Origin of the sequence: Ciceribacter ferrooxidans (assembly GCF_004137355.1) — a bacterium.
Lineage (GTDB): Bacteria > Pseudomonadota > Alphaproteobacteria > Rhizobiales > Rhizobiaceae > Allorhizobium > Allorhizobium ferrooxidans.
The window spans coordinates 219,951-245,618 of record NZ_SDVB01000380.1; the positions used below are offsets into that span (position 1 = coordinate 219,951).

Annotated in this window: 24 protein-coding genes, 1 tRNA gene and 1 pseudogene; 17 read left to right on the top strand and 9 right to left on the bottom strand. The window is 60.2% G+C overall.

Annotated features, from left to right (window positions below):
• Positions 1-20 precede the first annotated feature (20 nt).
• Both EUU22_RS23410 and EUU22_RS23415 read right to left on the bottom strand, forming a co-directional pair.
• Positions 21-914: an NAD-dependent epimerase/dehydratase family protein gene (locus EUU22_RS23410; protein WP_129334368.1), complete on the bottom strand. Its 894-nt coding sequence runs from the start codon at positions 912-914 to the stop codon at positions 21-23.
• 41 nt (positions 915-955) lie between these two features.
• Entirely contained in the window at positions 956-1,738 is a 783-nt protein-coding gene (locus tag EUU22_RS23415; RefSeq protein ID WP_129334369.1) for an SDR family NAD(P)-dependent oxidoreductase, read from the bottom strand.
• A 182-nt stretch (positions 1,739-1,920) separates the two neighbouring features.
• Between EUU22_RS23415 and EUU22_RS23420 the strand changes: the two genes are divergently transcribed.
• The 4 genes from EUU22_RS23420 (at position 1,921) to EUU22_RS23435 (ending at position 6,022) form a co-directional block, all read left to right on the top strand.
• Positions 1,921-2,808 carry a LysR family transcriptional regulator gene (locus EUU22_RS23420; protein WP_129334370.1) on the top strand — a complete coding sequence of 296 codons (888 nt, stop codon included), beginning with the start codon at positions 1,921-1,923 and terminating at the stop codon, positions 2,806-2,808.
• Positions 2,809-3,226: 418 nt separating this feature from the next.
• Complete coding sequence (locus EUU22_RS23425; RefSeq protein WP_129334371.1) at positions 3,227-3,997, top strand: hypothetical protein; 771 nt, start codon at positions 3,227-3,229, stop codon at positions 3,995-3,997.
• A 316-nt stretch (positions 3,998-4,313) separates the two neighbouring features.
• A complete protein-coding gene (locus EUU22_RS23430; protein ID WP_129334372.1) occupies positions 4,314-4,871 on the top strand; it encodes a DUF488 domain-containing protein in 558 nt (185 codons plus the stop codon).
• A complete protein-coding gene (locus tag EUU22_RS23435; protein ID WP_245485265.1) occupies positions 4,868-6,022 on the top strand; it encodes a site-specific integrase in 1,155 nt (384 codons plus the stop codon). Before EUU22_RS23430 ends, EUU22_RS23435 begins: the two co-directional genes overlap by 4 nt.
• Positions 6,023-6,027: 5 nt before the next feature.
• On the opposite strand, the gene EUU22_RS23440 is transcribed toward EUU22_RS23435, so the two are convergent.
• Entirely contained in the window at positions 6,028-6,363 is a 336-nt protein-coding gene (locus tag EUU22_RS23440; RefSeq protein WP_129334373.1) for a helix-turn-helix domain-containing protein, read from the bottom strand.
• A 123-nt stretch (positions 6,364-6,486) separates the two neighbouring features.
• Between EUU22_RS23440 and EUU22_RS23445 the strand changes: the two genes are divergently transcribed.
• A complete protein-coding gene (locus tag EUU22_RS23445; protein WP_129334374.1) occupies positions 6,487-7,155 on the top strand; it encodes a hypothetical protein in 669 nt (222 codons plus the stop codon).
• 67 nt (positions 7,156-7,222) lie between these two features.
• On the opposite strand, the pseudogene EUU22_RS23450 reads toward EUU22_RS23445, so the two are convergent.
• A pseudogene (locus EUU22_RS23450) lies at positions 7,223-7,984 on the bottom strand (hypothetical protein).
• A 174-nt stretch (positions 7,985-8,158) separates the two neighbouring features.
• Here EUU22_RS23450 and hsdR point away from each other — a divergent pair.
• The 7 genes from hsdR to EUU22_RS23490 all read left to right on the top strand — a co-directional run bounded on the left by hsdR (position 8,159) and on the right by EUU22_RS23490 (position 17,420).
• Positions 8,159-11,539 carry a type I restriction-modification system endonuclease gene (gene hsdR, locus EUU22_RS23460; RefSeq protein WP_129334410.1) on the top strand — a complete coding sequence of 1,127 codons (3,381 nt, stop codon included), beginning with the start codon at positions 8,159-8,161 and terminating at the stop codon, positions 11,537-11,539.
• The gene (locus EUU22_RS23465; RefSeq protein WP_129334377.1) at positions 11,539-12,285 is read left to right on the top strand and encodes a TIR domain-containing protein; all 747 of its coding nucleotides are present in this window, start codon (positions 11,539-11,541) and stop codon (positions 12,283-12,285) included. The genes hsdR and EUU22_RS23465 overlap by 1 nt, the downstream gene beginning before the upstream one ends.
• Entirely contained in the window at positions 12,285-13,769 is a 1,485-nt protein-coding gene (locus EUU22_RS23470; protein WP_129334378.1) for a class I SAM-dependent DNA methyltransferase, read from the top strand. Before EUU22_RS23465 ends, EUU22_RS23470 begins: the two co-directional genes overlap by 1 nt.
• Positions 13,766-15,049 (top strand): restriction endonuclease subunit S, encoded by a 1,284-nt coding sequence (locus tag EUU22_RS23475; RefSeq protein WP_129334379.1) that lies wholly within the window; start codon positions 13,766-13,768, stop codon positions 15,047-15,049. Before EUU22_RS23470 ends, EUU22_RS23475 begins: the two co-directional genes overlap by 4 nt.
• Positions 15,046-15,978 (top strand): restriction endonuclease, encoded by a 933-nt coding sequence (locus tag EUU22_RS23480; protein ID WP_129334380.1) that lies wholly within the window; start codon positions 15,046-15,048, stop codon positions 15,976-15,978. The genes EUU22_RS23475 and EUU22_RS23480 overlap by 4 nt, the downstream gene beginning before the upstream one ends.
• A 144-nt stretch (positions 15,979-16,122) precedes the next feature.
• Positions 16,123-16,866: a hypothetical protein gene (locus EUU22_RS23485; RefSeq protein WP_245485266.1), complete on the top strand. Its 744-nt coding sequence runs from the start codon at positions 16,123-16,125 to the stop codon at positions 16,864-16,866.
• On the top strand, positions 16,863-17,420 hold the full coding sequence (locus EUU22_RS23490; RefSeq protein WP_129334382.1) for a type II toxin-antitoxin system VapC family toxin: 558 nt from the start codon (positions 16,863-16,865) through the stop codon (positions 17,418-17,420). The genes EUU22_RS23485 and EUU22_RS23490 overlap by 4 nt, the downstream gene beginning before the upstream one ends.
• A gap of 184 nt (positions 17,421-17,604) precedes the next feature.
• Here the strand turns inward: EUU22_RS23490 and EUU22_RS23495 are convergent, their stop codons facing one another.
• A complete protein-coding gene (locus tag EUU22_RS23495) occupies positions 17,605-17,877 on the bottom strand; it encodes an Arc family DNA-binding protein (protein WP_165351279.1) in 273 nt (90 codons plus the stop codon).
• A 112-nt stretch (positions 17,878-17,989) separates the two neighbouring features.
• On the opposite strand from EUU22_RS23495, the gene EUU22_RS23500 reads away from it, so the two are divergent.
• Both EUU22_RS23500 and EUU22_RS23505 read left to right on the top strand, forming a co-directional pair.
• Positions 17,990-18,208 carry a hypothetical protein gene (locus EUU22_RS23500; protein ID WP_129334384.1) on the top strand — a complete coding sequence of 73 codons (219 nt, stop codon included), beginning with the start codon at positions 17,990-17,992 and terminating at the stop codon, positions 18,206-18,208.
• Positions 18,209-18,602: 394 nt separating this feature from the next.
• A complete protein-coding gene (locus EUU22_RS23505) occupies positions 18,603-19,736 on the top strand; it encodes a tyrosine-type recombinase/integrase (RefSeq protein ID WP_129334385.1) in 1,134 nt (377 codons plus the stop codon).
• A 13-nt stretch (positions 19,737-19,749) separates the two neighbouring features.
• On the opposite strand, the gene EUU22_RS23510 is transcribed toward EUU22_RS23505, so the two are convergent.
• A tRNA-Val gene (locus tag EUU22_RS23510) sits at positions 19,750-19,824 on the bottom strand.
• 83 nt (positions 19,825-19,907) lie between these two features.
• A complete protein-coding gene (cpdR1, locus tag EUU22_RS23515; protein WP_114364253.1) occupies positions 19,908-20,270 on the bottom strand; it encodes a response regulator CpdR1 in 363 nt (120 codons plus the stop codon).
• Positions 20,271-20,458: 188 nt separating this feature from the next.
• Here cpdR1 and EUU22_RS23520 point away from each other — a divergent pair, with 188 nt between their 5' ends.
• Both EUU22_RS23520 and hisN read left to right on the top strand, forming a co-directional pair.
• Positions 20,459-21,343, top strand: a complete 885-nt coding sequence (locus EUU22_RS23520; protein ID WP_129334386.1) for an N-formylglutamate amidohydrolase — start codon at positions 20,459-20,461, stop codon at positions 21,341-21,343.
• 257 nt (positions 21,344-21,600) lie between these two features.
• Positions 21,601-22,377 (top strand): histidinol-phosphatase, encoded by a 777-nt coding sequence (hisN, locus tag EUU22_RS23525; RefSeq protein WP_129334387.1) that lies wholly within the window; start codon positions 21,601-21,603, stop codon positions 22,375-22,377.
• Between the two features lie 15 nt (positions 22,378-22,392).
• On the opposite strand, the gene EUU22_RS23530 is transcribed toward hisN, so the two are convergent.
• Positions 22,393-23,349, bottom strand: coding sequence for an alpha/beta fold hydrolase (locus EUU22_RS23530; protein WP_129334388.1), 957 nt, complete (start codon positions 23,347-23,349; stop codon positions 22,393-22,395).
• 395 nt (positions 23,350-23,744) lie between these two features.
• Here EUU22_RS23530 and EUU22_RS23535 point away from each other — a divergent pair, with 395 nt between their 5' ends.
• Positions 23,745-24,212, top strand: a complete 468-nt coding sequence (locus tag EUU22_RS23535) for an Hsp20 family protein (RefSeq protein WP_129334389.1) — start codon at positions 23,745-23,747, stop codon at positions 24,210-24,212.
• Between the two features lie 81 nt (positions 24,213-24,293).
• Here EUU22_RS23535 and EUU22_RS23540 read toward each other — a convergent pair whose 3' ends face one another.
• A complete protein-coding gene (locus tag EUU22_RS23540; protein WP_129334390.1) occupies positions 24,294-25,343 on the bottom strand; it encodes a threonine aldolase family protein in 1,050 nt (349 codons plus the stop codon).
• Positions 25,344-25,668 lie beyond the last annotated feature (325 nt).

The following is a 25,668-nucleotide window of genomic DNA, read 5'->3' on the forward strand; positions in this document are numbered from 1 at the left end:
GGGACCGGCCGGCCATCCCGTCAGGCGGAGACGTATTTCCGCCAATCGTGCTCTTCCCTGAAGCCGAGCACCTCGCGGATCTTGCGATTGGAGATCGGTGCTTCGAAGCCCTCGATCGTGCGGGTGTGGGGCGTGCCGGGCGCCCAGCGCTTCAGGAACTCGGCAGTCGGCTCGTTCGCCGTGATCGTGTCGTTGACGGCGTTGAAGACCTGATGGCCGAGCCCGTCCTTTTCCACGCACAGATGCACGATCTGGCCGAGGTCGCGGGCGTCGATGTAGCTCCAGGCATTGCGCTTGCGCGACGGCGGATCGGCGATGAAGGCCGGGAAGCGGTCGTATTCGTGCGGCTCGATGACGTTGCCGATCCGCAGCGCGTAGATGTCTGCGCCGGAGCGCATCGCAAACGCGCGGGCGGTCTTCTCGTTGACCACCTTGGAGAGGCCGTAGCTGTCCATCGGATCGATGTCGTAGTCCTCCTCCAGCGGGAACTGATGGAAGTCCTTGTCGCCTTCCGCGAAGCAGACCCCGTAGGTGGTCTCGCTGGAGGCGATGATGATCTTGCGGATGCCGAGCTTCACCGCCGCCTCGATGACGTTGTAGGTGGAGGCGACGTTGACCAGGAAAGTCGTGTTGTCGGGCCGCATCATCAGGCGCGGCACCGCCGCGAAGTGCACCACCGCATCGACCGGCGCCGGTCCCTTGCCAGTCTCGAGGCCATCGAAGCCGAAATGCATGGAAAGCGCGTTGAACACCTGGCTGCCGTCGCTGACGTCGGTCAGCAGCGTATTGACGCGAGGATGGTCGAGTGGCACCAGATCAAGGTTCAGCACCTGATGGCCCTTGTCGACGAGATAGGGAACGACGTGGCGGCCGGCCTTGCCGCTGCCGCCGGTGAAGACGATGCGTTTCGTCATTGGATTTCCTCCGGATATGTGTCTTGCGTGTCTAGGGTCGGTCAGGGCATCAGCTGGCCGCCGTTCACCTCGAGCGTCTGGCCGATGATGTAACCGGACAGGGTCTTCGAGGCGAGGAACAGATAGGCGCCGACGCAGTCTTCGGGCGTGCCGAAACGCTTTTGCGGTACGGTGGCGAGCTGGGCTTCCAGCTGCTGGGCGGTCGAATACCGCTCGTGGAAGGGTGTCAGGATGACGCCCGGCGCCACTGCGTTCACACGGATGTCGTAGGCGATCAGTTCCTTTGCCATGCCGCGGGTGACATTGGCGACGAAGGCCTTGGCCGAGCCGTAGATGCCGGCGCCGCCGCTCGCACCGTTGCGGGCGGCAATCGACGTCGTGTTGATGATGAAGCCGCCGCCCTGCTTCTTCAGGTGCGGAATGGCGGCCGTAGAGGCGGCGAGCACGGAGCGGGCATTGAGGTCCATCACCGCGTCGTAATGCGCGTCGGTCATCTCCTCGTAGCTCAGGCGCGCGACCATGCCGCCGGCATTGTTGACGAGACCGTCCAGCCGCCCGAAGGCGTTGGCGGCCTCATCGACGATGCGTGCGATCTCGCCGGAACGGGTGGCGTCGGCCTGCAGCAGCTTCGCCTTTCCGCCGGCCGCGGCGATCTCCCCGGCGAGTTTTTCGGCCGCGTCGACGCTCGCGTGGTAGTGAAGCCCGACCATCGCTCCCTGCGCCGCGAAGGCCCGGGCGAGTGCCGCGCCGATGCCGGTCGAGGCTCCGGTGATGAGGACGGCCCTGCCGGCGAGATCGGGAATGACGAGGGCTGGCGCGGTCATGATGCTTGTCTCCGTTGCCAGGCGGGACGGAGAACCTCCGCCCCGCGCGCAAATGTCGATGCCGCTCGCAGAGGGGGGCTCGACGAACGGATCAGCGCGACCATGCAGATTCCTGTTTGATCCGTCCAATAGAAGATATAGATACAATTATTCTCTGAAATCGCATAATCGGGGGCGTCGCCATGGAACTTCGGCAGCTGCACTATTTCGTCACGGCGGCAAAGGTCGAGCATTTCACGGTAGCGGCCCGCCAGCTCAATATCGTGCAGTCGGCGCTGTCGAGCGCAATCAAGGCGCTCGAAGAGGAACTCGACGCCAAGCTCTTCGTCCGCAGCACCCGCCAGGTCCGGTTGACGCCGGCGGGTCGCACGCTGCTGGAAAAGGCGCAGATCGTTCTCGATGCGGCGCAGGAAGCACGCGACAGCGTCAAGGCGGTGCAGGACGCCCGCTACGGCAAGATCGGCATAGGCACCGTGCAGGGGCTGCCGCCTTTCCTCGACCTCCCCGCGTTGCTCGCCGATTTCCACCGGCGCTATCCCGAGGTCGAGGTCCGGCTCTGCCAGGGTGGGCTGGCGCACCTGATCGACAAGCTGAGGAACGGCCTCATCGATCTCGCCTTCCTGCCGGTCGTCGATACCCCGCCCGACATCGTCACCCGCATGATCGCCTGCGAGGACCTCGTCACCGTCTGTGCGCTTGGCCATCCGCTTGCTGGTCGGACGTCGATCGATCTTGCTGAAATTGCCGGCCATGCCTTCGTCGACTTCGAACCCGACCGCGGCACGCGACGCCTGATCGACGACGCCTTCTCCGCCCGCCGTCTCGAACGGCGGACTGCCTTCGAGGTCAGCGACCTCGACAGCCTCATGGAACTCGTCGGCCACGGGCTCGGTATCGCCCTGGTGCCGGAAACCGTCGCCGCTGCGTGGCAAGGGGAGATCCATGTCGCGGAGATCGCGGACGCGGAAATCTGCTGGGAGCTGGTCGTCGCCTCGCCTGCGAAGTCCGCCGACGGTGCGGGCGGCGGCGCCCCCGGCAGGTTTCTGGAGCTGCTTCCGGAGGTGGAGTGAGGCCGGGACGGGACTGATTCGCAGCTCGTTCGAGGCGTCCGGCGAAACGAAAAAGGGCTCGCCGATATTTCGGCAAGCCCTTGATCTGAATAGGGATGGTGGGCGTGACAAGGATCGAACTTGTGACCCCTACGATGTCAAGGCCCCAGAACCTAAAGAAATCTATGGCCGGGGGTTAGCACATGTTACCAGTCCTTGCTACGCTTGATGTTGTATTTTCAAGCAAAAATTACCCGCTACGTGTCGGTAGCGTGTCAGTGTCGTGTTTCCTGGAGGATCGCCCATCGTCACATCTTGGAAGATTGCCGTCGTTCAATCTGACGGGCCAGCATCCAATAAGCTCTTACAATACGTCCACACCAGCCCAGCGTTATTGTTCTCGTGCCGTGCTATCAATACCTTCAGGAGCGTATCGTAGATGCCCAACAACCTGAAAGGTGCGGCAGCAAAGCTAGCTAAGCTGGTGGAGGAACACGCCGACCATGAGCTTGAAGGCTTCAAGTGGCTGGTGTTCAACCGCGAGGTTGTCGCAAAAGCCCTTGGCGTCACAGAGAAAACAATCGGGAGGGTGATCAAAAATCCAGTGTTCCACCACATCACCCGCAACATTGAAATCGACGGTAAGCCTAAGAAGGCCATTCTCTTGAAGCTGGGTGCCGAGCTTTGCGAGACGGACCATGTGTTCAAGCTCCGCGCCATCTGGGCAAAGGGCTTGATCGCTTTCAACAACATGCTGGCCACTGACCTGACCATGAAGGTCATGTTTTTCAAGCAAGCTGGCATGGACAAGAAATTCTATGAACGGCTCATGGCCCGCATTGCTGCCGCCGAGGAAGGTGGGAAGGACTTGGCAAAGTTGAAGGCCGGGGAGAAAGTCTCTTTATGGGTCCCCCGGTCACACATGGGACAGTTGCGTGGCGTCTATCAGAAGCTAGGCGATGATGCCTTCAACGTCGCCGCGCACCTTGTCACGTTCGATGGCTGGACCCGGTTCGCAAGCTACTTGAAGACAGCCGGGCGGAACGAGCGTCACTACCATTTTCCATTCCCCGGCGCGATCAAGGACAATCCCGACATTGCCCTGCAAACTTATCTCGACATGCTTCAGGAGGCAGGCCAGATCGACCCGGAAGAAAGTGCTCAGCTGCTTGCCAAGATCGAGCTTCTAAAACCCAAATCAGCCGATTGACCGAAAATGTCCTTTTGTCTTGTCCCCTGTATAGAAATTAAGAATTCATATCCTTCCTATTAATACCAGGGGGACAGAGAAAAGGACATATAGGAAGGATCGTGTCGCTTGCGCTCCACGCCCTTCCATTTCGGGAGAGATAGAATTGTTCTCAAAAGAGAGATCGTAGGACATGAACGCGGGCGCACGCGACCCGGACGCCTCATTTGGCAGAAAACCATCCCATGATCTGATGGAAATCTATTTATCTAATTGTTTTAATTGTGTTATTTCTGAAATCTGCATGCAAGGATACCTCACATAAGGAGGTAACTGCTTGAAGAACACTATTTTCAGCGTCGGGCATTCCAATCTTGCCTGGGAACATTTCCGGTCGTTAATCGAGGCTCCCGACGTCGGCGTCGTGCTGGATGTCCGATCCACTCCTCGATCTCGCCTGCATCACTTCAACAAGCCGGAGCTGCGCTATCGACTGAATTCCATCGGCGTTTCCTACCTGCATCTGGGCGACCAACTCGGGGGCCGTCCAGCCAGTGGTGCCGCCGACTACGAGACGATGGCAGCTACAGCTCCTTTCCTCGACGGAATTGCCCAGGTGCTGGAGATCGCTGGCAGGTGCCGCCCGGCGCTCATGTGCGCCGAGCACGAGGCTCTCGAATGCCACCGCTGCTTGCTTGTTGCCCGGCATCTGGTCGAGCGTCATGGTGTGCACGTCGTCCACATCCAACGAGATGGCAAGATCGAGCCCCACGAGGACACGGAAGATCGATTGTTAGCGAAGTGGGGCGGCGGTGGCGATCTCTTCCGTAGCCGCGCCGAACGTCTCGCTGTGGCGTATCGGTTGCAGGCACGCAAGATGGGGGTGGGTAAATGAAATTCGACCGTTTCACGCCAGTCTTCTCAAAAGATGATGTCGCAGCTCCGGCAGACACTTACGACGACGGCAGCCGCGTAGCATGTCATGACGGTGAAGCCAGCCGACACAGCGAAATCGACCATTCTGTAAAATCCGACATGATGGCTTCATCAGGTGGAAAAACGGGCGGCGATAAAATTGCAATTAATTGCACAGCCCGGCCTTTGGATGAACCTTGTGCAATTAATTGCAATTTCGCGGATCAGCCGCTCCAAGGGCTTTCCACGCCCGTTCGCGATTTCGTATCCTCATCTATCGCCCCGGCCACAAAACGCGCCTATGCCGCCGATCTGGCAACCTATGCGGCATCCGGGAGGAAAATCCCTTCCTCCCCACAGGACATTGCCGAATTCCTTGCCGAGAAAGCCGATGTCTACGCCGTAGCCACACTCCAGCGGCACCTTGCTGCGCTCGCAAAAGTGCATCGTGCAATCGGCGCTCGTGATCCGGTAAAGTCCGAGCTGGTCGCATCCACGATGCGCGGCATCCGCCGGACATTCGGTGTTGCCCAGCGGCAAGCGAAGGCGCTGCTGCGCGACGATCTGTTCGCGACACTCGACAAGCTCGGCGAGCGACCGAAGGATGTCCGGGATCGGGCACTGCTTCTTCTCGGCTTCGCCACCGCCATGCGTCGATCAGAGCTTGCCGCACTCGATGTGGCCGACGTGGAATTCATCGCCAAGGGGATGTTCGTCACCATCCGCCGCTCGAAAACCGATCAGGAGGCGCAAGGACGCACCATTGCGGTTCCGTTCGGACGAACCCGCCATTGCCCCGTGACTGCTCTGAAGGACTGGTTGGAGCTGGCCGAGCGTCGGGAGGGGCCGATCTTCGTCTACATCGACAAACACGGAAATCTCAGTAGTTGGCGAATTTCTGGCGGGGGTGTGGGCCATGTCGTCAAGGCCCGTATAGCGGCAGCAGGATATGATCCCGCGCTGTTCTCGGGCCATTCGCTGCGGGCGGGCTTTGCGACCTCAGCGGCGCAAGCTGGGGCATCCACCTACAAGATCAGACAGGTGACGGGCCATCGATCCGAGGCCAGTCTTGCGCGTTATATCAGGGACGCCGACCTGTTCGCCGACAATGCTGTCGCCCGAATGCTGTAGTACATTCACTTGCCACGCCGACTGAGTGCCCTGATCTGCTCAATCGCCAGTTCCAGGTCAGCATCGGACAGGCCCCGAGCAATTGACTGGAACTCTTCGAGAAGCTGCGCTTTTCGTCTGGGCAGGGTGGTTTCCTCAAAATCGAACAGACTTTTGAGAGGGATGTCGAGTGCCTGACATAGCAGTTCGATGGTGGTGAAGTTCGGCAGGCTTCTGCCGCGCTCAAGGTTGGATAAGGCATCGACCGAACGACCCATCCGTGCGGCCAGTTCGTCCTGGGTCAGCTTCTTCTCTTTACGGATTGCCTTGAGCCGGAGGCCCAACCTCGTCTTGGTGTCCATGACCCGTAGTGAAATACGGGTTGAAAGCTGCAAACCGATCTTAATACGAAAGCAAATGTAAACCCGGATAGTTATACGATTTATGGCAAAGAAACCGACTAAACCATGTGCGAGGCGACTACGATGAAAACATTGGCCGTGACCCTGCTGGCGACAGTCGCGATGATTGGCGCGGCACAGGCCGACGACATGGACGTCTACCAGACCTGCTGGGCGGAGGCATCGACCGCCGTGCTGGACAGCAAGGGCATCTCTGAAGAGACCCTGAAGGAAGCGGTGCTCAACGCGGACGGCATGTGCGAGTACCAGAGGATCAACGTCATGGCGTCGGGGCAGTCGCCCAAGGAGATGCGCGAATACATGGAGGTCCAGCTCTACAGAGCCAATCCCGTGCCGGAGACCGAGGTGGCGGCGGTCAGCCCATCCATGAAACCATACGAGGCTCCCAGCTACACGCCGAAGGGAGAGTTCAACTTGTTCAATGTCGGGACCGGTTTCCTTTGTACGTTTCCGACCGACGTGGATAATGCACGCCAGTTGGTGGAGAGCGGACGCTTGGAACTGGTCGCCCAGATCGGGGGCTGTGTGGCCTTCGACAAGACGATTGAGGTCGAAGAGGTGGACAGGTTCGGCTGGACCCGCAAAGTTCGCTACATCAGCCCCGAAGGCAAGATGATCACCGCCTTCACGAGCGAGCGCACATTCAAGACGAGAAGCGAATGGACGCTGCGAGCCTGCCAGCGCGTCGGCAACGAATGGTCCGGCTGCCTCGACGCAGTGTACAAGAATTGATCTCCGCTGCGGGAATTACCTATTATCAGCTGCTAACGGCGCGATAAAACTGCTCCCTGCTGCGGGTTCAGTGGATCGTCCAGCCCTGACTACGGACCGTCTTGAAGGTAACGAAACTGTCGAAGAGCGGCGTCTTGCGGTAGCGGCGGTCATAAATGCTGCCACATTGCTCTGTATCTGGATGCAGCTCGATCATTCCCAGCCACGTTAGCGGGCGCATGAGGCGGGACAGAAGATAATAGCAGGCATCCTCGACCGGGCTGAACCGATAGTTGGTGATGAGGTCGAGCGGCAGGCACCAGCCCGCCAGCTCCGTCATCGGCACCCAGTCATCGAGCCGGTTCTGGATCACCCCGAGGAAATGCACGAAATCAGCGTCATCGTGGTCGATGGGGAACCGTTCGTAGCCGAGAAAGTCGTAGCCGGTGAAAAAGGTGTCGAACAGTTCAGCCTGTAATGCGCCGTGGTCGCCGATCATCGCCTTGCCCGCCTTTGTCGGCAGCGCCTTGCCTTTGTAGCGGCGGATCAGCCGTGCGCTGACCAGAAGCTCGTGCATGACGGCAAGGGGTGGGAAGTCCTGCTCGTTCAGCACCTTGTTGACGACATAGAGCTGCTCCGCCTCATAGCCGGGCTAGCGGAAATCCTCCGCCGCCCAGGTGACGAACTTGCGATTGAACGCACCGGATTTGGTGAGCGTGATGCCGCCATCCTCACTGGCTCGGCCAAGCACCTTCATGGCATTGATGCACATCGGGCTTCCCGACAGGTCGGACGCGCCAAGGCTCTCGTTGAGCATGATGAAGGGCGCGATCCTCGATGGTCGTATCATGGGTGGCAATGATCCTGCTTATTCCGGCCTGCACCATAGGAGGTTTCTCTGCTGGCGAAAGTCAGCGTCGCATAGTGGTCTGTTCAAACGGCTAATGTCGGAGCCGAAAATACCACGTTGATGCTGGACAAATGTTTACGGCCTCGTGCAATGATTGCGGCCACGGGGGCGGATATGGTTGCATCACTGAACTTTGAGTTTCTTGCGGCGCATGACAATCGACTTGTGACACTGGGCGGGCTCGCCGAACAGTATTTCAGCGGCGATCCATCGACGGCGATTGTCAAGCTCCGCCAATTCGCCGAGCTCATGGCAAAGTTGATCGCCGCTCGCCATGGCTCCTACCGTGACGAGCGCGAGACCTTTGATGAAACCTTGCGGCGGTTGTCCTACGAACGGATCATCCCCAAGGAAGTTGCCGACGTTTTCCACACTCTCCGCAAGGCGGGCAACACCGCCGTTCATGAGGCCAAGGGTGATCACGCCAATGCGCTGACCTCGCTCAAGTTCGCCCTGTCGCTCGGCGTCTGGTTTCATCGCACATACGGAAAGCAACCCGGCTTCACGCCCGGCGCTTTTGTTCCGCCCCGCGAGCCTATCGATGCCACCGCGCCACTGCGCAAGGAGATCGAGGCGCTGCGGCGCAAGGTGGCCGAAAGCGACGACGCGGCCACCGCTGCTCGCCTTGAGGCAGAAGAGCAGGCTCGCGCCCGTGAGACGGTCGAGGAACGGTTGAAGCGCGAGGCGGAGGAGCGAGCGACTTGGGAACAGCTTGCCCAGGAGAGCGCGGCGGAGAAGGAAGCCATCGCTGCCAAGCTCGCAGGTCTTCAGGCAGCGGCGGAAGCTGCCCCCCGCGTCGAGGTGCAGGAGCTTGTCGAGCGCGGTGAGCAGGCAGCCGCGAAGATCGACCTCGATGAGAGCCAGACCCGCGCCCTGATCGATCAGCAGCTTCGAGATCGTGGCTGGGAGGCGAATACCAAAACGCTGCGCTATAGTGCGGGCGTGCGACCGGCCAAGGGGCGCAACATGGCGATTGCCGAATGGCCCACGGCCAACGGTCCCGCCGACTATGCGCTCTTCATCGGCACGATGCTGGTTGGCGTCGTTGAGGCGAAGCGCCGCCGCAAGAATGTCTCCGCCGCCATCGACCAAGCCGAACGTTATTCGGTGGGGATCAAGGATAGCGCAGACTTTGTTTCTGCTGGCGGGCCGTGGGGAGAGCATCGCGTCCCTTACGTCTTCGCCTCCAATGGTCGCTCCTATCTGAAGCAGATCGAGACTGAGAGCGGTATCTGGTTTCGCGATACCCGACGCTGCGCCAATCATCGCCGTGCGCTGGTGGACTGGCCGACGCCGGATGGCATAGCGCGGCTATTGGAAATCGATCTCGATGCAGCCACCGCGACACTCAAATCACAGCCGTTCGAGTTCGGTTTTCCTCTGCGCTCGTATCAAGAGGCGGCGATCCGCGCCGTGGAGGCGGCACTGTCTGCCGAACAGCGGTCCATGCTGGTGGCGATGGCGACCGGCACCGGCAAGACCAAGCTCGCCATCGCCATGCTCTATCGGCTGCTGTCGGCCAAACGCTTCCGCCGCATCTGCTTCGTCGTGGATCGCAGTGCCCTCGGCCACCAAACCGAAGGTGAATTCTCGACCACCAAGGTCGTGTCGGGCAAGACCTTCGCGGAGATTTTCGGCCTCAAAGGGTTGGAGGATGTCACGCCCGATCTGGAAACGAAGGTGCATATCTGCACGATCCAGGGACTGGTGAAGCGTGTCCTCTTCGCCGCCGACACCTCGGAGGCTCCGCCCGTCGATCAGTACGACCTGTTGGTCATTGACGAGTGCCATCGCGGCTATCTGCTCGACCGGGAGATGTCGGACGCCGAAATGAGCTTCCGGGGGCAGGATGACTATATCTCCAAGTACCGCCGAGTGCTCGAATACTTCGACGCCGTGAAGATCGGTCTGACGGCAACGCCAGCTCTGCACACCACCGACATCTTTGGCGAGCCGATTTTCCGCTACTCCTATCGCGAGGCTGTCATCGACGGCCATCTGATCGACCACGAGCCACCGATCCGAATTGAAACAGCTCTGGCTCGGTCGGGCATCTGCTTCTCCGAAGGCGAACAGGTCGAGTATTTCGTCCCCGAAACCGGCGAGGTCAACACGGCGACCCTGCCGGACGAAGTTCACTTCGAGGTGGAGCAGTTCAACAAGCAGGTGATTACGCCGGAATTTAACCGCGTGGTCGCGGAGGAACTTGCCAGGCACATCGACCCGGCTCTGCCTGGCAAGACGCTGATCTTCGCTGCTACCGATGCCCACGCCGATATGGTGGTCCATGCGATCAAGAAGGCGTTCAGTGACGCCTATGGCGAAATCGACGATGCGGCGGTGAAGAAGATCACTGGCAGCGTCGACAAGGTGCAGAACCTGATCCGCTCGTTCCGCAACGACGCCAATCCGCAGATCGTTGTCACCGTCGATCTTTTGACCACCGGCGTCGATATACCGAAGATCACCAACCTCGTGTTCCTGCGCCGGGTTAACAGCCGCATCCTCTACGAACAGATGATCGGTCGAGCGACGCGGCAATGCCCGGAGATCGGCAAAGAGGTGTTCCGCATCTTTGACGCCGTGGACCTTTACCCGCATCTGCAAAGTTTGACAGACATGAAGCCGGTTGTCGTCAACCCGTCGATCAGCTTCGAGCAGCTTGTCCGCGAGATGGTCGAGGCGACCGACGATCACCAGCGGGAGACGATCCGCGAGCAGATGGTCGTAAAACTTCGTCGCCGTCTCAAGAAACTACCCGAGGATGCGCGGCAGCGGTTCGAGGCTGTCGCGGGTGAAACGCCGGAAGCGATATTGCAGCGATTGCTGGCTGGCGACGCGCCAGGACTTTCCGCCTGGTTGAAAGACCGCGCTGCCATTGGCCCGATCCTTGATTGGCAGGGAGATGACGGCAATCCGCGTATCGTGCCGATCTCGCCGCACAGCGATGAGGTTGTTGCTATCACGCGAGGTTATGGCGAAGCTGAGAAGCCCGAAGACTTCCTCGATAGTTTTGCCGCCTTCGTCCGCGACAACGTGAACAGCATCGCCGCGCTCAAGCTGGTGGTGACGCGCCCCCGCGATCTCACTCGCGCCGATCTGAAAGAATTGCGCGTGGCGCTCGACCGCAAGGGTTATTCGGAGGCCAATCTGCGCCGTGCCTGGGCGGATGCGAAGAATGAGGAGATCGCCGCCTCGATTATCGGCTTCGTGCGTCAGGCGGCGATTGGCGATCCATTGACCCCATACGAGGATCGCGTGAAGGCAGCGATGCGCTCGATCCTGGGTAGCCGCTCGTGGACCGATCCGCAGAAACGCTGGCTGTCACGGATCGGTGAGCAGATCGAAAAAGAAGTGATTGTCGACCGCGAGGCCATCGACAAGGAGCCGTTCATCGCCGATGGAGGGTTCAATCGTCTCAACAAGGTGTTCGGCGGAGAGCTTGAAAACATCCTTGCCGAGATCAGCGAAGAAATGTGGAGGAAGACCGCGTAATGAACCGTTTTGATGGTTCCATTGACGATCTGAAGGCAATCGTCGACCAAACCGGCGTGCGAGGCACTTGGACCACGCACGACAATAACCACTACAAGTTCACGGCTGCAACTGGTGCTGTCCTAAATTGGTGGGATACCCGAAAGAAGACCGTGAGCTTTCAAGGGCCAGACGGTCCCAAGCAGGCACTTGAAGCCGCTGTGAACGCTGCCTGTGAAGGAAACGCCCTTGCGGTAAAGGTTCCGGCTAAGCCCGTGGAGGCCGATCCGAACGGTACCCGCATCTTCCTTGTTCATGGTCATGATGATGCCTCTCGTGAACAGTTGGAGCGCATCCTATTGCTCTTGGGTTTAGAACCGTTTGTGCTTCAGAATACTTCGGGCGGAGGAATGACGATCATCGAAGCGCTTGAGCGCCAGATCGGTAAAGAACCGGAAGCCAAGTTTGGGATCGTTTTGATGACACCTGACGACATGGGTTACGCCAACAGAGATGGCGCAGACAAAAGTCAGCCGCGTGCTCGTCAGAATGTCGTGATGGAGATGGGCATGCTGCTCTCTTCCCTCACGCGGGAAAAGGTCGTTATCCTCGTAAAGGGGCACCTGGAGCAGCCATCCGATGCTCACGGCATTATCTACCTGCATTTCAACAATCACGTAAAGGAAGTCGTGCCACGGCTAACAGAGCGGCTTAGAGCCGCTGGGTTCGACATTCCAGCAGACCGCATCACGAAGGCAGCATCTTAATGACAACCACCACCGACATCGTTGCCAAGCTCTGGGGCCTCTGCAACGTCCTGCGTGACGATGGTGTCACCTACAACGAGTATGTGACCGAGCTGACCTACCTGCTGTTCTTGAAGATGCTCGCCGAGGTGCCGGACCAGAACGGCGTGTTGCGTGAAAACCGTCTGCCGGAAAACTATCGCTGGGGTATACTCGCTAAGCGCGAGGGCGTGGATCAGCTCGACTACTACAAGGCCATGCTGCTTGACCTCGGCAAGGCGAAGGATGGTCTCGTCGCTGCCATCTTCACCGATGCGCAGACGCGACTTCGCAAGCCGACGAACCTCAAGGCGTTGACCTCCAACATCGACCAACTCGACTGGTTCTCCGCCCGCGAGGAAGGGCTCGGCAATCTCTATGAAGGGCTGTTGGAAAAGAACGCCGCCGACAAGAAATCCGGCGCGGGGCAGTATTTTACGCCGCGACCGCTGATCGATTGCATCGTTCGGCTGATGCAGCCGCAGCCCGGTGAGGTCGTTCAGGACCCGGCAGCGGGCACGGCGGGCTTCCTCGTCGCCGCCGACAGGTACATCAAGGATCACACCGATGATCTTTACAAGCTCTCGCCGGAACAGGCGCACTTCCAGCGCAACAATGCGTTCGTCGGCGGTGAGCTTGTGCCGGACACGCATCGGCTCTGCATGATGAACCTGCTGTTGCACGGCGTCGAGGGTGGCGTGGTGAACATCGACACATTGTCGCCGGACGGCGCGGGATTGCCCAAGGCCGATCTGATCCTGACCAATCCGCCGTTCGGTACCAAGAAGGGCGGCGGTCGCCCGACCCGCTCTGACTTCTCGGTGACGGCGGACACATCGAACAAGCAGCTTGCTTTCGTCGAACACATCGTCCGCGCCCTCAAGCCCGGTGGCCGCGCTGCCGTGGTGGTGCCGGACAACGTGCTGTTCGAGGACAACACCGGGCGGCGGCTGCGCACCTGGTTGATGGAACTTTGCGGCCTGCACACGATCCTGCGCCTGCCGACCGGCATCTTCTATGCACAGGGCGTCAAGACCAACGTGCTGTTCTTCCAGCGCGGTAAGACCGACAAGGGCAACACCAGCGCCGTGTGGGTCTATGACATGCGGGCCAACATGCCCGCCTTCGGCAAGACCCGTCCGCTCACCGTCGCCGACTTCGCCAGCTTCGAGACCGCCTATGGTTCCGATCCGAACGGCAGTGCCGAGCGGAAGGATCAGGGCGAGGATAGCCGCTGGCGCATGTTTACCCGAGAGGCTATCAGCGCCCGCAACGACAATCTCGACATCGCATGGCTGCGCGATACCGAGGCCGAAGCTGAGGAGGCCCTGACCGAGCCCGAGGACATCGCGGCCGCCATCATCGGCCACCTCAAGGCTGCGCTGGAGGAGATCGAGGCGTTATCGGAGGAGATCGAGCCGGATAGTGTCGAGGAGGCCGCTACCATCGCGGAGGCGGCTGAATGAGTAAGCTGCCGCAGGGGTGGTCTTCCGAAACGATGGGCGAACTTGCCGACTTCATAATGGGGCAAGCTCCCCCCGGCAGCGAATGCAATAAGTCCGGAAGCGGGACGCCTTTCGTGAAGGCAGGTGAGTTCGGGACTGAGCGCCCTGTGATCAGAGAATGGACTACGCGCCCTCTGAAGCAAGGATGCGCCTCGGATGTATTCATCTGCGTCGTCGGAGCGACAGCAGGGAAGATCAACCTTGGAGCGGATTGCGCAATTGGCCGAAGTGTTGCCGCGATCCGTCCCAGTGGCGCGCTTGATCAGCACTTTCTCTACAGGTTTCTGTCTACAAGAGTTCGGGAGTTGCGTGCCGGTTCAGCGGGAAGCGCACAAGGCGTCATCTCTAAGGATGATCTCGCGGCTGTGGAGATGGCGCTCCCGCCGCTCCCCGAGCAGCGGCGGATCGTGGCGAAGATCGACAGCCTCACCGGAAAATCCAGACGCGCCCGCGATCACCTCGACCACATCCCCCGCCTCGTCGAGAAGTACAAGCAGGCCGTCCTCGCGGCGGCGTTTGCTGAGGCCAATGGCTCTTCGGGGCATCTTGTGACGATTGGTGAGATCGCCAGCGAAGTGCGAAATGGGCTGAGCAAGAAACCTACGGATGGACCTGAAGGCACACCGATTTTACGCATTTCCGCTGTGCGCCCACGACAAGTCCGCATAGATGACGTTCGCTACTATCCTACGGAGGAAGTTCCAGCGTCTGCCATGCTTCGCACCGGCGACCTGCTGTTTACCCGCTACAACGGCAATCCCGAGTTCACGGCAGTGTGTGGACAGGTTCGCCATATGGTCGGTGAACTCACCTATCCTGACAAGCTCATTCGCGTAAGAATGGCGCGGGGCGTTGAGCCGTCGTTTGTAGAACTGATGGCCACGAGCGAGCAGGCAAGGAGATGGCTCAACCCGCACATCAAGTCGGCTGCCGGTCAGCATGGCATTTCGGGGGCAGACCTCAAACGCCTGCCAATTCCTCTCCCTTCCTTGGCGACCCAACAAGGCATAGTCCGTCGGATCGAGGCTGCTTTTGTCTGGATCGACCGTCTCGCATCGGAGGCGACCAGTGCCCGCAGGTTAATCGACAAGCTCGATCAGGCCTTGCTCGGCAAGGCGTTCCGAGGCGAACTCGTGCCGCAAGACCCCGAGGACGAACCCGCCAGCGTGTTGCTGGATCGGATCAGAACCGAGCGCGACACAGCTCCGAAGACGCGGAGAGGACGGCGACCAGCAGCATGAGCATTCCCGATTACCAGAGCCTGATGCTGCCCGTCCTACGCCTCGCAGCTGAGGGCGAGAAGCGTGTCGCTGATGTCGAGGATCGGATCGCCAACGATCTCGGCCTAACGCAGGAGGAGCGGGAGGAACTGCTGCCCAGTGGCCGCCAACGCGTACTGCACAACCGCATCCACTGGGCCAAGTTTTACATGACCAAGGCCGGGCTACTCGCCTCTCCGGCGCGAGGGCGGTTCGTCGCTACGGATGATGGCAAGGCCATTCTCGCGACCAATCCCGACCGCATCGATGTTAAGCTGCTCCTCCAGCGTCCAGAATTCCGCGAATTCTACAAGAACGCCAGCGGCTCGGATGTTGATGTGGGCGAGGCCCCGCAGGCTCATCCCTCACATCTTGATACCGATGCTACCACCCCGGAGGAGCAGATCGAGGCTGCCTATCAGGCGGTGCTGACCGCACTGCGAGCCGACCTCCTCGACAGGATCAGTCAGAACAGCCCGGCATTCTTCGAGGGACTTATTGTCGATCTTCTCGTCGCCATGGGCTACGGCGGCTCACGTAAGAACGCAGCCGAGCAACTTGGTCGATCCGGCGACGGCGGTGTCGACGGTGTCGTGAACGAGGATCGACTGGGCCTAGACCGCGTGTACGTCCAGGCCAAGCGTTACGCCCCCTCCAACTCCGTGGGGCGTCCGGACGTGCAGGCATTTGTGGGCAGCCTCGTTGGTCTTGGGGCGACCAAAGGCGTGTTCGTGACAACCTCCACTTTCAGCCAGCAGGCCAGAGACTTCGTGAAGCACCTCTCTCAGAGGGTGATCCTGATCGACGGTCAGCGCCTCACTGATCTGATGATCGAGCACGACGTCGGCGTCCGCACCAGTCGCGCCATTGCGTTCAAACGCCTGGATGAGGATTTCTTCACGGAGGAATAGCGGCGGTGCTGCCGTAGGGAGACCATGAAGTGTTGCTATTTCCTGCCACGATGAAAATGTACCGTTTGGTTTCGGGGTTGATCAATGGTAGTCGTCTGGCAAGGTGGTCGGAATTTGCGCCGATCAGCGTGAGGCATGATTAGAATGAGCGAATACAGGTTTCACATAGAAAACAGCTACACGCCGGAAACGCTGCCGATGGACCGGCTTGCGGAGTACATGGCGGCGTATGCCCGTTTGCTCGGTGAAACCGCCAATGTTCATTTCCAGGGTGTCGAGACGGGTTCCGCGATCCTTGTCGCCGCCGTGGATGAACCGGCGCAGCCGAAGGTGCAGGACAGGATGCGGAGCCTTCAGCGGGGGAGCGCGCCCAAGGATGCCCTTAAGGCGTTTGACGAACTCGATGAGATGCTGCGCAAGGACAATGCGACCGGTGAGCTGAGTGGGAACGATGGCGCTGTCATTCTGCCGTTTCCCGGTCGTACCCGGCCTGAACCGCTGGTCTTTGGCCCGATACGGCAGGAAGGCAGCCTTGAGGGGCAGGTCATCCGCGTCGGTGGTAAGGATGACACTATCCCTGTTCACCTGCGCGATGGTGCCATCATCCATAGCGGTCTCAACGCTACAGCCGACCTCGCTCGGAAGATCGCACAGCATCTTCTCGGCCCGACCTTGCGCGTCTACGGCAGCGGGACATGGTATCGGGAGGCCGATGGCAGTTGGGTTCTGAAGAGCTTCAAGATCACCGATTTTGAGGTTCTGGGCGACGAGCCGCTTGAGGACGTGGTCGCTTCCCTGCGAAAGATCAAGGGAAGCACCTGGAACGAGGTTCCCGATCCTGTTCGCGCACTCCTTGAAGATCGTCATGGTGGCGGAGACGCGAATTGATTGTTGCCTTCGACGCCAACATACTTGTCTACCTCTTCGATGAAAGTGCCAATGCGCCGACCAGCAAAACCACTGGCCTGCCGGTGGAGCGTTGCCGCGAGCGTGTCGAGTATCTGATCGCGACCCTCCAGCGGGAGAAGACGAAGATCATCATCCCCACGCCCTCGCTGGCCGAAAGCCTTGTAAGGGCGCAGGATGGAGCGCCGGAACGTCTCGCGATCATCAAGAGAAGCAAGCATTTCCGCATCTCGCCTTTCGATGAGCGTGCGGCGGTAGAATACGCCGCGATGCAAGTTGAGCGCCGCCGGAGCGGGACGAAGTCCGAAGCAGCGTCAAAGGCAAAAGCCAAGTTCGATGACCAGATCGTCGCCATAGCCGCTATCGAGGGCGCGACGGTCATCTATTCTGACGACGGGGACATCAAGAAGCTGGCTGGCTCGAAATTAGAGGTCTTGGGCATTGAAGACCTGCAACTTCCGCCCGAAGATGACCAGGCATCATTCAGTTTTGAGCCGCCCACATTCGATGAAAATGGCACGGAAGACAGCGAGTAATCGTCGGGCAATCTGCAATTCATCAGTTGCGGGGAATGCCTTCGGATAAATCCTGTCGATCCGTAGCCAGCGGCTCTCCCAACTTGCTACCAACCTTCGCGGAACTGGGAGCCGGACAACTGACCTTGTGCAATTAATTGCAAATTTAATCGAATTTTACGGATCGAGGCCAGCGCCAGGCTGATCATTTCGCTTCGAGCTTGGCGAGGCGAGCTTCAAGGTCGTCTAGTCGAGTATCCACCGAGATCAGTCTCCGCTCTATCTGAATAGCCGGAGACTTCTGCATTTTGCTCAGCCAGTCTTCATCTTGAGGGAACGTCGTCTCAAGACGGGCAAGGACTTCCGCCGTTAGTGACCTTCCATTCTCATCAGCGGCACTCTGAAGCGCAGCCCTCATTTGCTCTGGTATCCGCAACAGAACCTGCTTCAGGTTCTGGCTGGGGTAGGTCTTGCTCATGCCGTTGACCATTCCTCAAATTGTGCCTGTGTTCACTTGATAGTTATTGCGACATGTGTTGATAGTCGATATGCTACATTGTGTATCATTCTACTATCAAGGAGCCGCCGATATGAGCCAGATGCCCACCGAACAAGCCACCAGCGTTCGTATTCCCTTCGATCTGAAGCAGTGGCTTGAAGCGCGTTCAATCCGCAACCACCGCTCTATGAGCAAGGAATTGGTCGCCATCCTATCCGTGATCCGTGAGGGGGAGGCAAATGGCGACGGTTTTGAAAAGCTCGCCAATCCGTCCGGCATCCCCGGCGACACCCCTTTGTTTCCGGCCTGATCCATCGTCGCCTGGAGTTCTAGGAGTACCGATCATGGCAATTGCCACCATCACTGAGACGGCCTTCCACGGCGTAAGCCTGCCCCTTTCTCTGGATCAGATCACAGGCGAGGAACTGGCCTATGCCGAGTGATACCCTATCAAAGTTCCCGCCCCAGAAGCCCCTGAAGAAGAGTTTTCAGTTCGCGAAGAAAGCCCAGCAGTCGGTAGACCCGCCTTATCAACCCGGATCGGCTCACTTGCGCACCGAGCAGCAAGCCGCCGATTGGTTGCACATGACGATCTTCACGCTTCGTCGCAGGCGGAAGGAGGGGAAGATCGGATGCTACCCCATCGGAGGGAAGTTTTTCTACAGCATCGAACACCTTGAGACATATCTAGCGAGTATTGAGTTATGCCCGAAGAACGGTTCCAAATCGGAGACTACTGGCTCTCCCAGCACAACAGCCCCGTCTACAAAGCTACATGGTACGACGCTAGCACTGGACAAACACGCCGCGCATCTCTTGGCACAAAAGACCTTCATGAAGCCAAAAAAGCCCTCGCAGAGTACGTTCTGAAGCAAGCTCAGCCGAAGGAGCAGAAGGCCGCAGAGATGCCGCTGGGGCTGATCTTCTATCGGTATTGGGAGAGCCACGCCAAGAACATCGCGTCCGCCGAGGCAGCACAATACGCGCTGGCGCTCTGGACAGAGTTCTGGGAAGCGGCGACCGTAGCCGATCTCACCCCGCCCAGGCAGAAGGATTTCATGGCTTGGTTGAAGGCGAGGGGGTACAAGAATAGCTATGTGTCCCGCGTCATGTCCGTGGGGCGCTCTGCCGTCCGCATGGCGTGGAAGAATGGCGAGATCACTTCAGCGCCCTTCATCCTTGATGAGCCTGACAGGTCCGACGAGAAGGAACCCTATGTCCTGAAGTCGCAGGAGATGAAGCGATTACTCATGAAGGCGCAGGAGCGCCCGCATATCTTCATCTATTGCATGATCGCCCTGAACACCCTTGCCCGTCCAGAAGCAGTCCTCGACCTTGCTCCGGCCCAGGTGAACCTTGTGGATAAACGCATCAATCTGAACCCGAAGGGCCGGAAGCAGACGAAGAAGTACCGGCCAATCGTGCCGATCACCGACACGCTTTTGCCGTTCCTTCATCGCGCCGATGTTCCGGCTTTCGTGCTCTGGAATGGCAAGCCGATTGAGAGCGTGAAGAAGACCTTTGCTCGCACCGTGTCCGATGCTGGTCTGTCGAGCGAGATCACGCCCTATAGTTTGCGCCACACGATGGCGACGGAGCTTCGCCGCCGCAGTGTTCCGCCGTGGGAGGTTGAGGGACTTCTGGGCCACCACAGGCCGAGCACGACCGAGAAGTACGCGCATTTCGCACCCGACTACCTGAGCCTGGGCAGGGAGGCCATCGACGCCTATTTCGCGGAGTTGGCCCTGTCCTACGCGGTCCCGAAGCTCGACTACGTGTCAGCAGCGTGTCAGTCGCCAGAAACGAAAAAACCCGCCGAAGCGGATTTTTCAACTTAAACAAGGGATCGAATGGTGGGCGTGACAGGGATTGAACCTGTGACCCCTACGATGTCAACGTAGTGCTCTCCCGCTGAGCTACACGCCCATCCGATGGCGGCTTAAGACCACAAAACCCTCTGTCCCGTCAATAGGGTTTTTTCGGTTTTGTGACGAGTTTTTTCAAACCCCTTACGCCGCAAGGAGTTTGTTGACCTCGTTGACGAGATCACGCAGGTGGAAGGGCTTGGAAAGCACCTTGGCGTCCTTCGGAGCCTTCGAATCCGCGTTCAGCGCGACGGCGGCAAAGCCCGTGATGAACATCACCTTGAGGTCCGGATCGAGTTCGGTCGCGCGGCGCGCCAGTTCGATGCCGTCCATCTCCGGCATGACGATGTCAGTCAAGAGCAGGGAGAAGGGCTCCTCGCGAAGATGATCGTAGGCGCTGGCGCCGTTGTCGTAGGAGGCGACCTTGTATCCGGCCTTTTCCAGGGCCTTCACCAGGAACCGGCGCATGTCGTTGTCGTCTTCGGCGAGAAGGATTTTCTGAGTCATGTATGGACCGCTACTCGTACTGATAGAAGGATGGATTCTGGTCCGCCACGCTACTGCCGCCGGGGTAAACATCCGGTGAACTCGCGTGTTCGGGCCGTCCTGCCGCTTGCTATACTATGGACTTCACCGGGGCTAGCTGGCAACATATCCATTGTTGCAAGTTGTTGATTTGGTAAAGAAGGGGCGCGATGGACGAGACGTACTGGGATCCGGAGCTGTTCGAGGTGCGCGAGCCCGCGACGCAAACAATCCCCTTCGTCTATAATTCGCCCCATAGCGGTCGTCGCTACAATCGGGCCTTTCTCGAGAGCTCGCGACTGGATGCACTCGGCATCCGCCGCTCGGAAGATCACTTCGTCGACGAGTTGTTTTCCGCCGCTCCCGCTCTTGGGGCGCCCCTGCTGCTCGCCCACTTCCCGCGCGCCTATGTCGACGTGAACCGCGAGCCCTATGAACTGGACCCGCGCATGTTCGTCGATGCGGTGCCGTCCTACGCCAACAGCAATTCGGTTCGCGTGGCGGGTGGGCTCGGAACCATTCCACGCATCGTCGCCGAAAACGTCGAGATTTACCAGCGCCGCTTTCCGGTCGCCGAAGCGCTCTCCCGGATCGAGACGATCTACAAGCCGTATCACGCCTGCCTGCGCAAGCTGATCGCACGTACCCATGCGCGCTTCGGCTTCGGCGTGCTGATCGACTGCCATTCTATGCCGGGCAACATCCGGGTGGCCGGCACCGGCGTCCGTCCGGACTTCATCGTCGGCGACCGCTACGGCACCAGCGCCTCGGCGGACCTTTCCAATGCAGCGATCGCGCTCCTGGAGGATCTCGGCTTCCATGCGGTGCGCAACAAACCCTATGCCGGCGGTTTCATCACCGAGCATTACGGCCGCCCGGTGAAGGGGCTGCACGCGCTGCAGATCGAGGTGAACCGGGCGCTCTACGTCGACGAGACGAGCCTTGCCAAGCGGCCGGACTTCGCAGCCCTCGCCGGGTCGCTTTCCGTCTTCATGGAAGGCATGGCGGAGTTCGTCGCCGGCTATACCGGCGATAGCGCGCTCGCCGCCGAATAATCCCGATTCCAAAAGCCAAAAAAAACCGCGCCATAGGCGCGGTCAAATCTAGGGAGGAAACACCCAAGGAGGGTATTTACAGTCCGAAGACTGTAGCCTCACGCTAATATTGCACCGCACAAGAGTCAAGTGAATCCTGATAGGTTTTTGTGCATGGCGAATTTTTAGGCATCTCTTGGGCCTTGCTCACACATTGCAAAATGGGACAGGTCGGATAAGACAGTCCGTCAGTTACGTCCCAGAAACGGAAAATCCCCATGCGTCCCGACCGCGCTTTCTTCGACCGCCTCGCCGAGGCCGCCAGGGCGGAAACCCTGCCGCGCTTCCGCTCGCCCCTCAACGTGGTGAACAAGGAGGCGCTCGGCTTCGATCCGGTAACGGAAGGCGACCGCGCCGCGGAAGCGGCGATCCGCGCCATCATCGCGTCGGAATATCCCGAGCACGGCATCCTGGGCGAGGAGCACGACAATGTCGGCATCGACCGGGAGCAGGTCTGGGTCATCGACCCGATCGACGGAACGCGCGCCTTCATTTCCGGCGTGCCGGTCTGGGGCACGCTGATCGGCTTCCAGGAGAAGGGGCGGGCGGTCATGGGCATGATGGACCAGCCGTTTACCGGCGAGCGCTACTTCGCCGACGGCGAGCACGCCTGGTACAGCGGGCCGGACGGCGAGCAGCGGATCAACACCCGCGAGTGTGACCGCCTCGAGGATGCGATCCTCTTCACCACATCCCCGCACCTCTTCAAGGGCACCGAAGCGAAGCGTTTCGAGGCCGTGCAGGAAAAGGTCCGGCTGTTCCGCTACGGCATCGACTGCTACGCCTATGTGCTTCTTGCCGCCGGCCATATCGATCTCGTCGTCGAGACGGTGCTGAAACCCTATGACGTCGGCGCCCTGATCCCGATCATCGAGCAGGCGGGCGGGAAGATCACCACCTGGACCGGCGGGCGCCCGGAGGCGGGTGGGGCGATCGTCGCGGCTGGCAGCGAGGCGCTGCACGCGCAGGCGCTCGCCATCCTTTCCGGCAAATGAGCCCCCGGCCGGTCCTCAGGGAACGGCGGGACCCTCGTCGCTTCCCGGTATGAAGGCCTCGATCGCTGCGAGCGCCTGGGCGCGGTAGCGGTCGCGCTCCTGCAGCAGTTCGTGGCGGGCGCCCGGAACGGGCACGAACTGGGCCGCCCGGAAATAGTGCGAGAGCCGCTCCTGGCTGGCGAAGGGCACCAGCACGTCATTTCCCGGAGAAATCATCACCGTCGGCACCATAATCGATGCGAGGTGGGCCGGGTTCGAGACTTTCCGCATCGTGCTCTGCGCCTCATAGAGCCAGCGTGCCGTCGGAGGGCCGAGGGCGAGTTCCGGATGGGCGCGCAGGATCTCCTGGTTGCGGCGGTAGCGCTCTGGATCCGAAGTGACCGGATTGCCTTCGAAGGGGGCGAGCGGCGAGTCAGAGGTAAGCCGCAGCCGGCCGAGCCCGGTCCAGCGCAAGAGTGCCGACAGGACGTAGATCTTGCCGGCGGAAAGCTTCTGGCCGCCGAGGTCGACGAAGGGCGAGAGCAGCACCATCCGGTCGATGCGGTTGGCAAGCCGCGGCGCCGCGGCAAGCGCGATCAGCCCGCCGGTCGAATGGGCGACGAGATAGAAGGGAAGACGGGTATCCGGCAGCACGATGTGCTCGAGGAAGAGTTCGAGATCGCGCACGTAGTCGGAAAACCGTGTGACGTGTCCGAGGCGCGGGTTCTTGAGCAATCGTTGCGAGCCGCCCTGTCCGCGAAAATCGAAGGTCGCGACCCAGAGCCCGCGCGCGGTCAGGTCGTTGATCGTCTCGTAGTACTTCTCGATCGACTCGTTGCGTCCGTGCAGGAGGACGACGGTGCCCTTGGCGACCGGGTCCGGCGCCCGGAATATCGCGTAGCGCAGCTTTGCTCCGCGGTGTCCCTGGAAAAAGCCGGCGATGTGATTTCCCGGAACCGGATTTCCGTCTGTCTCGTGAAGGACAACGTCCATGCCGCCGCGCCCCGAATCATGCCCCGAGCGGGATTGCCCGAACGTAATCGGGATAGGATGAAGCCCGGGAGAGGTCAAAGAAAAAAGCCGGAACCACCGCGCACGGGAAGAGGTTGGCGGTTCCGGCCAATTTGGACCGAAGGCGAAGGGACGACTGCTTCGGCCGTCGGGGGTGGCCCCGATGATTTCCTTCTATTCGGCGCCCACTGAACGGCGATTGAACCGCCCGTTCATCACCCGTTCATCCCGGTTTCCGCCGCCTCTTGAATCCGCCGGAGGGCCTTCCCATGTTGTTGATGCGGCCGCCAGGAAGGGGCCGTCGAGTGGTTCCGGCGCCGCCTGAAAGGGGCACTGGAACCTGTCATCGCAACCCGTCGCTTCACCAGGAGGACACCATGCGTCACGTTGATTTTTCGCCGCTCTATCGCTCCACGGTCGGTTTCGACCGGCTGTTCACTATGCTCGACGGCCTCGGCCAGCCCGAGCAGGCCCAGGCCTACCCACCCTATAATATCGAGCGCACGGGTGAGAACACCTACCGGATCACCATGGCCGTCGCCGGTTTCGATGAAACCGAGCTGACGATCGAAGCTCATGCCCACGTCCTGACCGTCAAGGGCGAGAAGTCCGAAGACGAAAAGACCCAGCAGACCGAATATCTTTATCGCGGCATCGCCAAGCGCGCCTTCGAGCGCCGCTTCCAGCTCGCCGACCACGTGGAAGTGAAGAGCGCTTCACTGAAGAACGGCTTGCTGCACATCGACCTTCTCCGCAACATTCCGGAAGCCATGAAACCGCGCAAGATTGCGATCGCGGCCGAAGCCGTGAACGCGCCGAAGGCCATCGAGGCCCACGTCAATTAAGACTGCGATCTTCTCGCAGAAGAGGCGGCGTCCGCGCGGAGGCCGCCTTTTTCATGTCCGGTGTCTGCCGAAAACCTCGGCTCAGCCCAGCGCCTCGACGAAGCGGTCGACCTCGTCTTCGGTCGTGGCGAAGCTCGTCACCAGCCGGATGAGCTTGTCGTTCTCGCCGAGCAGGTTCGGCAGTTCCTGCGGCACCGGCCAGTCATAGAACCGCGCGCCGCGGCCTTCGGCGATGACGGCGGCGTCCTTCGAGAGGACCGCGAAGACTTCGTTGGTCTCGGTGCTCCATGCCAGCCGCCCGCGGTTCGACGCGGCGATACCGGTCCTGAGCCGTGTCGCCATGGCGTTGGCGTGGCGGGCGAGGTCGAGCCACAGTCCGCCCTCGAAATAGGCTTCGAGCTGCGCGGCGATGAACCGCGTCTTCGAGAACAACTGCGCCGAGCGCTTGCGGATGAACGGCATGTCTACGGCCATGTCCGGCTTCATGAAGACGATGGCCTCGGCGCACCAGCAGCCGTTCTTGGTTCCGCCGAAGGAGAGAATGTCGACGCCGCGCTTCCACGTCATGTCGGCGGGCGTCGCATCGAGCGCCACCAGCGCATTGGCGAAGCGCGCGCCGTCCATGTGCAGCGGCAGGCCATTGGTGCGTGCGACCTCGCCGATCGCCTCGATTTCGGCGAGCGAATAGACCGTGCCGCTCTCGGTCGCCTGGGTGAGGGTGACTGCCATCGGGCGGCCCTGGTGCACGGCGCCCGGCGGATAGCGGTCGATTGCGGCGCCGAGGGCTGCGGGATCGAGCTTGCCGCCCGGTCCCTCGACCCGCACGAGCCGGCAGCCGCCGGTCAGGAATTCGGGGGCCCCGCATTCGTCCGCCGTCACATGCGCCTCGGAATGACAAAAGGTAACGCCGCCGGGGCGGGAGACGCTTGCAAGCGCCAGCGAGTTTGCGGCTGTCCCGGTGCCGACGAAGAAGACCGTCACCTCGCGCTGGAAGATCTGGTTGAAGCGTTCCTCGATCCGCCTGTCGAGATCGCTGGTGCCATAGGCGGCGGCGGCACCTGATGCCTCCTTCACGAGGCTTTCGGCGATGAGCGGATGGGCGCCGGCCCAATTGTCGGAGGCAAAGAACATGGATCGGTCCTGTGGTTGCATGAGCTGCGGTTCACCGCGGAGATTAGGGATTTCCGGCTCCGGATCAACGCCTTCCAAGTCGGACCGATCGTCGAGGCGGCGAGTTGCAAGAAATGAAACGCTCTCATGAGTCCAGGGAAAGAAAATTTCTGCCGGAAGGCAGATTCAGCAATCATCGGTCGACCTCCTGCCGAAATTTTCGGGTTCACTCTTGAAGTGGGGCCGGCTTTCTGTCATAGAAGCGCAGGAATTAGGTCAGATGAGTTGACCTAATTTGAGGTTTTCGGGAGCCGTGACGCAATGTGTCTGTCATGACCTCGGACTA

Bases quoted from the DNA above. Each gene is read 5' to 3' on its own strand.
- EUU22_RS23420 (WP_129334370.1), top strand. From the start codon at position 1,921: ATGGAACTTCGGCAGCTGCACTATTTCGTCACGGCGGCAAAGGTCGAG.
- EUU22_RS23495 (WP_165351279.1), bottom strand. From the start codon at position 17,877: ATGAGCAAGACCTACCCCAGCCAGAACCTGAAGCAGGTTCTGTTGCGG.
- EUU22_RS23485 (WP_245485266.1), top strand. From the start codon at position 16,123: ATGAGCGAATACAGGTTTCACATAGAAAACAGCTACACGCCGGAAACG.
- EUU22_RS23505 (WP_129334385.1), top strand. From the start codon at position 18,603: ATGCCCGAAGAACGGTTCCAAATCGGAGACTACTGGCTCTCCCAGCAC.
- EUU22_RS23425 (WP_129334371.1), top strand. From the start codon at position 3,227: ATGCCCAACAACCTGAAAGGTGCGGCAGCAAAGCTAGCTAAGCTGGTG.
- EUU22_RS23500 (WP_129334384.1), top strand. From the start codon at position 17,990: ATGAGCCAGATGCCCACCGAACAAGCCACCAGCGTTCGTATTCCCTTC.
- EUU22_RS23540 (WP_129334390.1), bottom strand. From the start codon at position 25,343: ATGTTCTTTGCCTCCGACAATTGGGCCGGCGCCCATCCGCTCATCGCC.
- cpdR1 (WP_114364253.1), bottom strand. From the start codon at position 20,270: ATGACTCAGAAAATCCTTCTCGCCGAAGACGACAACGACATGCGCCGG.
- EUU22_RS23475 (WP_129334379.1), top strand. From the start codon at position 13,766: ATGAGTAAGCTGCCGCAGGGGTGGTCTTCCGAAACGATGGGCGAACTT.
- EUU22_RS23435 (WP_245485265.1), top strand. From the start codon at position 4,868: ATGAAATTCGACCGTTTCACGCCAGTCTTCTCAAAAGATGATGTCGCA.
- EUU22_RS23410 (WP_129334368.1), bottom strand. From the start codon at position 914: ATGACGAAACGCATCGTCTTCACCGGCGGCAGCGGCAAGGCCGGCCGC.
- EUU22_RS23535 (WP_129334389.1), top strand. From the start codon at position 23,745: ATGCGTCACGTTGATTTTTCGCCGCTCTATCGCTCCACGGTCGGTTTC.
- EUU22_RS23415 (WP_129334369.1), bottom strand. From the start codon at position 1,738: ATGACCGCGCCAGCCCTCGTCATTCCCGATCTCGCCGGCAGGGCCGTC.
- EUU22_RS23520 (WP_129334386.1), top strand. From the start codon at position 20,459: ATGGACGAGACGTACTGGGATCCGGAGCTGTTCGAGGTGCGCGAGCCC.
- EUU22_RS23530 (WP_129334388.1), bottom strand. From the start codon at position 23,349: ATGGACGTTGTCCTTCACGAGACAGACGGAAATCCGGTTCCGGGAAAT.
- hisN (WP_129334387.1), top strand. From the start codon at position 21,601: ATGCGTCCCGACCGCGCTTTCTTCGACCGCCTCGCCGAGGCCGCCAGG.
- EUU22_RS23480 (WP_129334380.1), top strand. From the start codon at position 15,046: ATGAGCATTCCCGATTACCAGAGCCTGATGCTGCCCGTCCTACGCCTC.
- EUU22_RS23440 (WP_129334373.1), bottom strand. From the start codon at position 6,363: ATGGACACCAAGACGAGGTTGGGCCTCCGGCTCAAGGCAATCCGTAAA.
- EUU22_RS23470 (WP_129334378.1), top strand. From the start codon at position 12,285: ATGACAACCACCACCGACATCGTTGCCAAGCTCTGGGGCCTCTGCAAC.
- EUU22_RS23445 (WP_129334374.1), top strand. From the start codon at position 6,487: ATGAAAACATTGGCCGTGACCCTGCTGGCGACAGTCGCGATGATTGGC.
- hsdR (WP_129334410.1), top strand. From the start codon at position 8,159: ATGGTTGCATCACTGAACTTTGAGTTTCTTGCGGCGCATGACAATCGA.
- EUU22_RS23465 (WP_129334377.1), top strand. From the start codon at position 11,539: ATGAACCGTTTTGATGGTTCCATTGACGATCTGAAGGCAATCGTCGAC.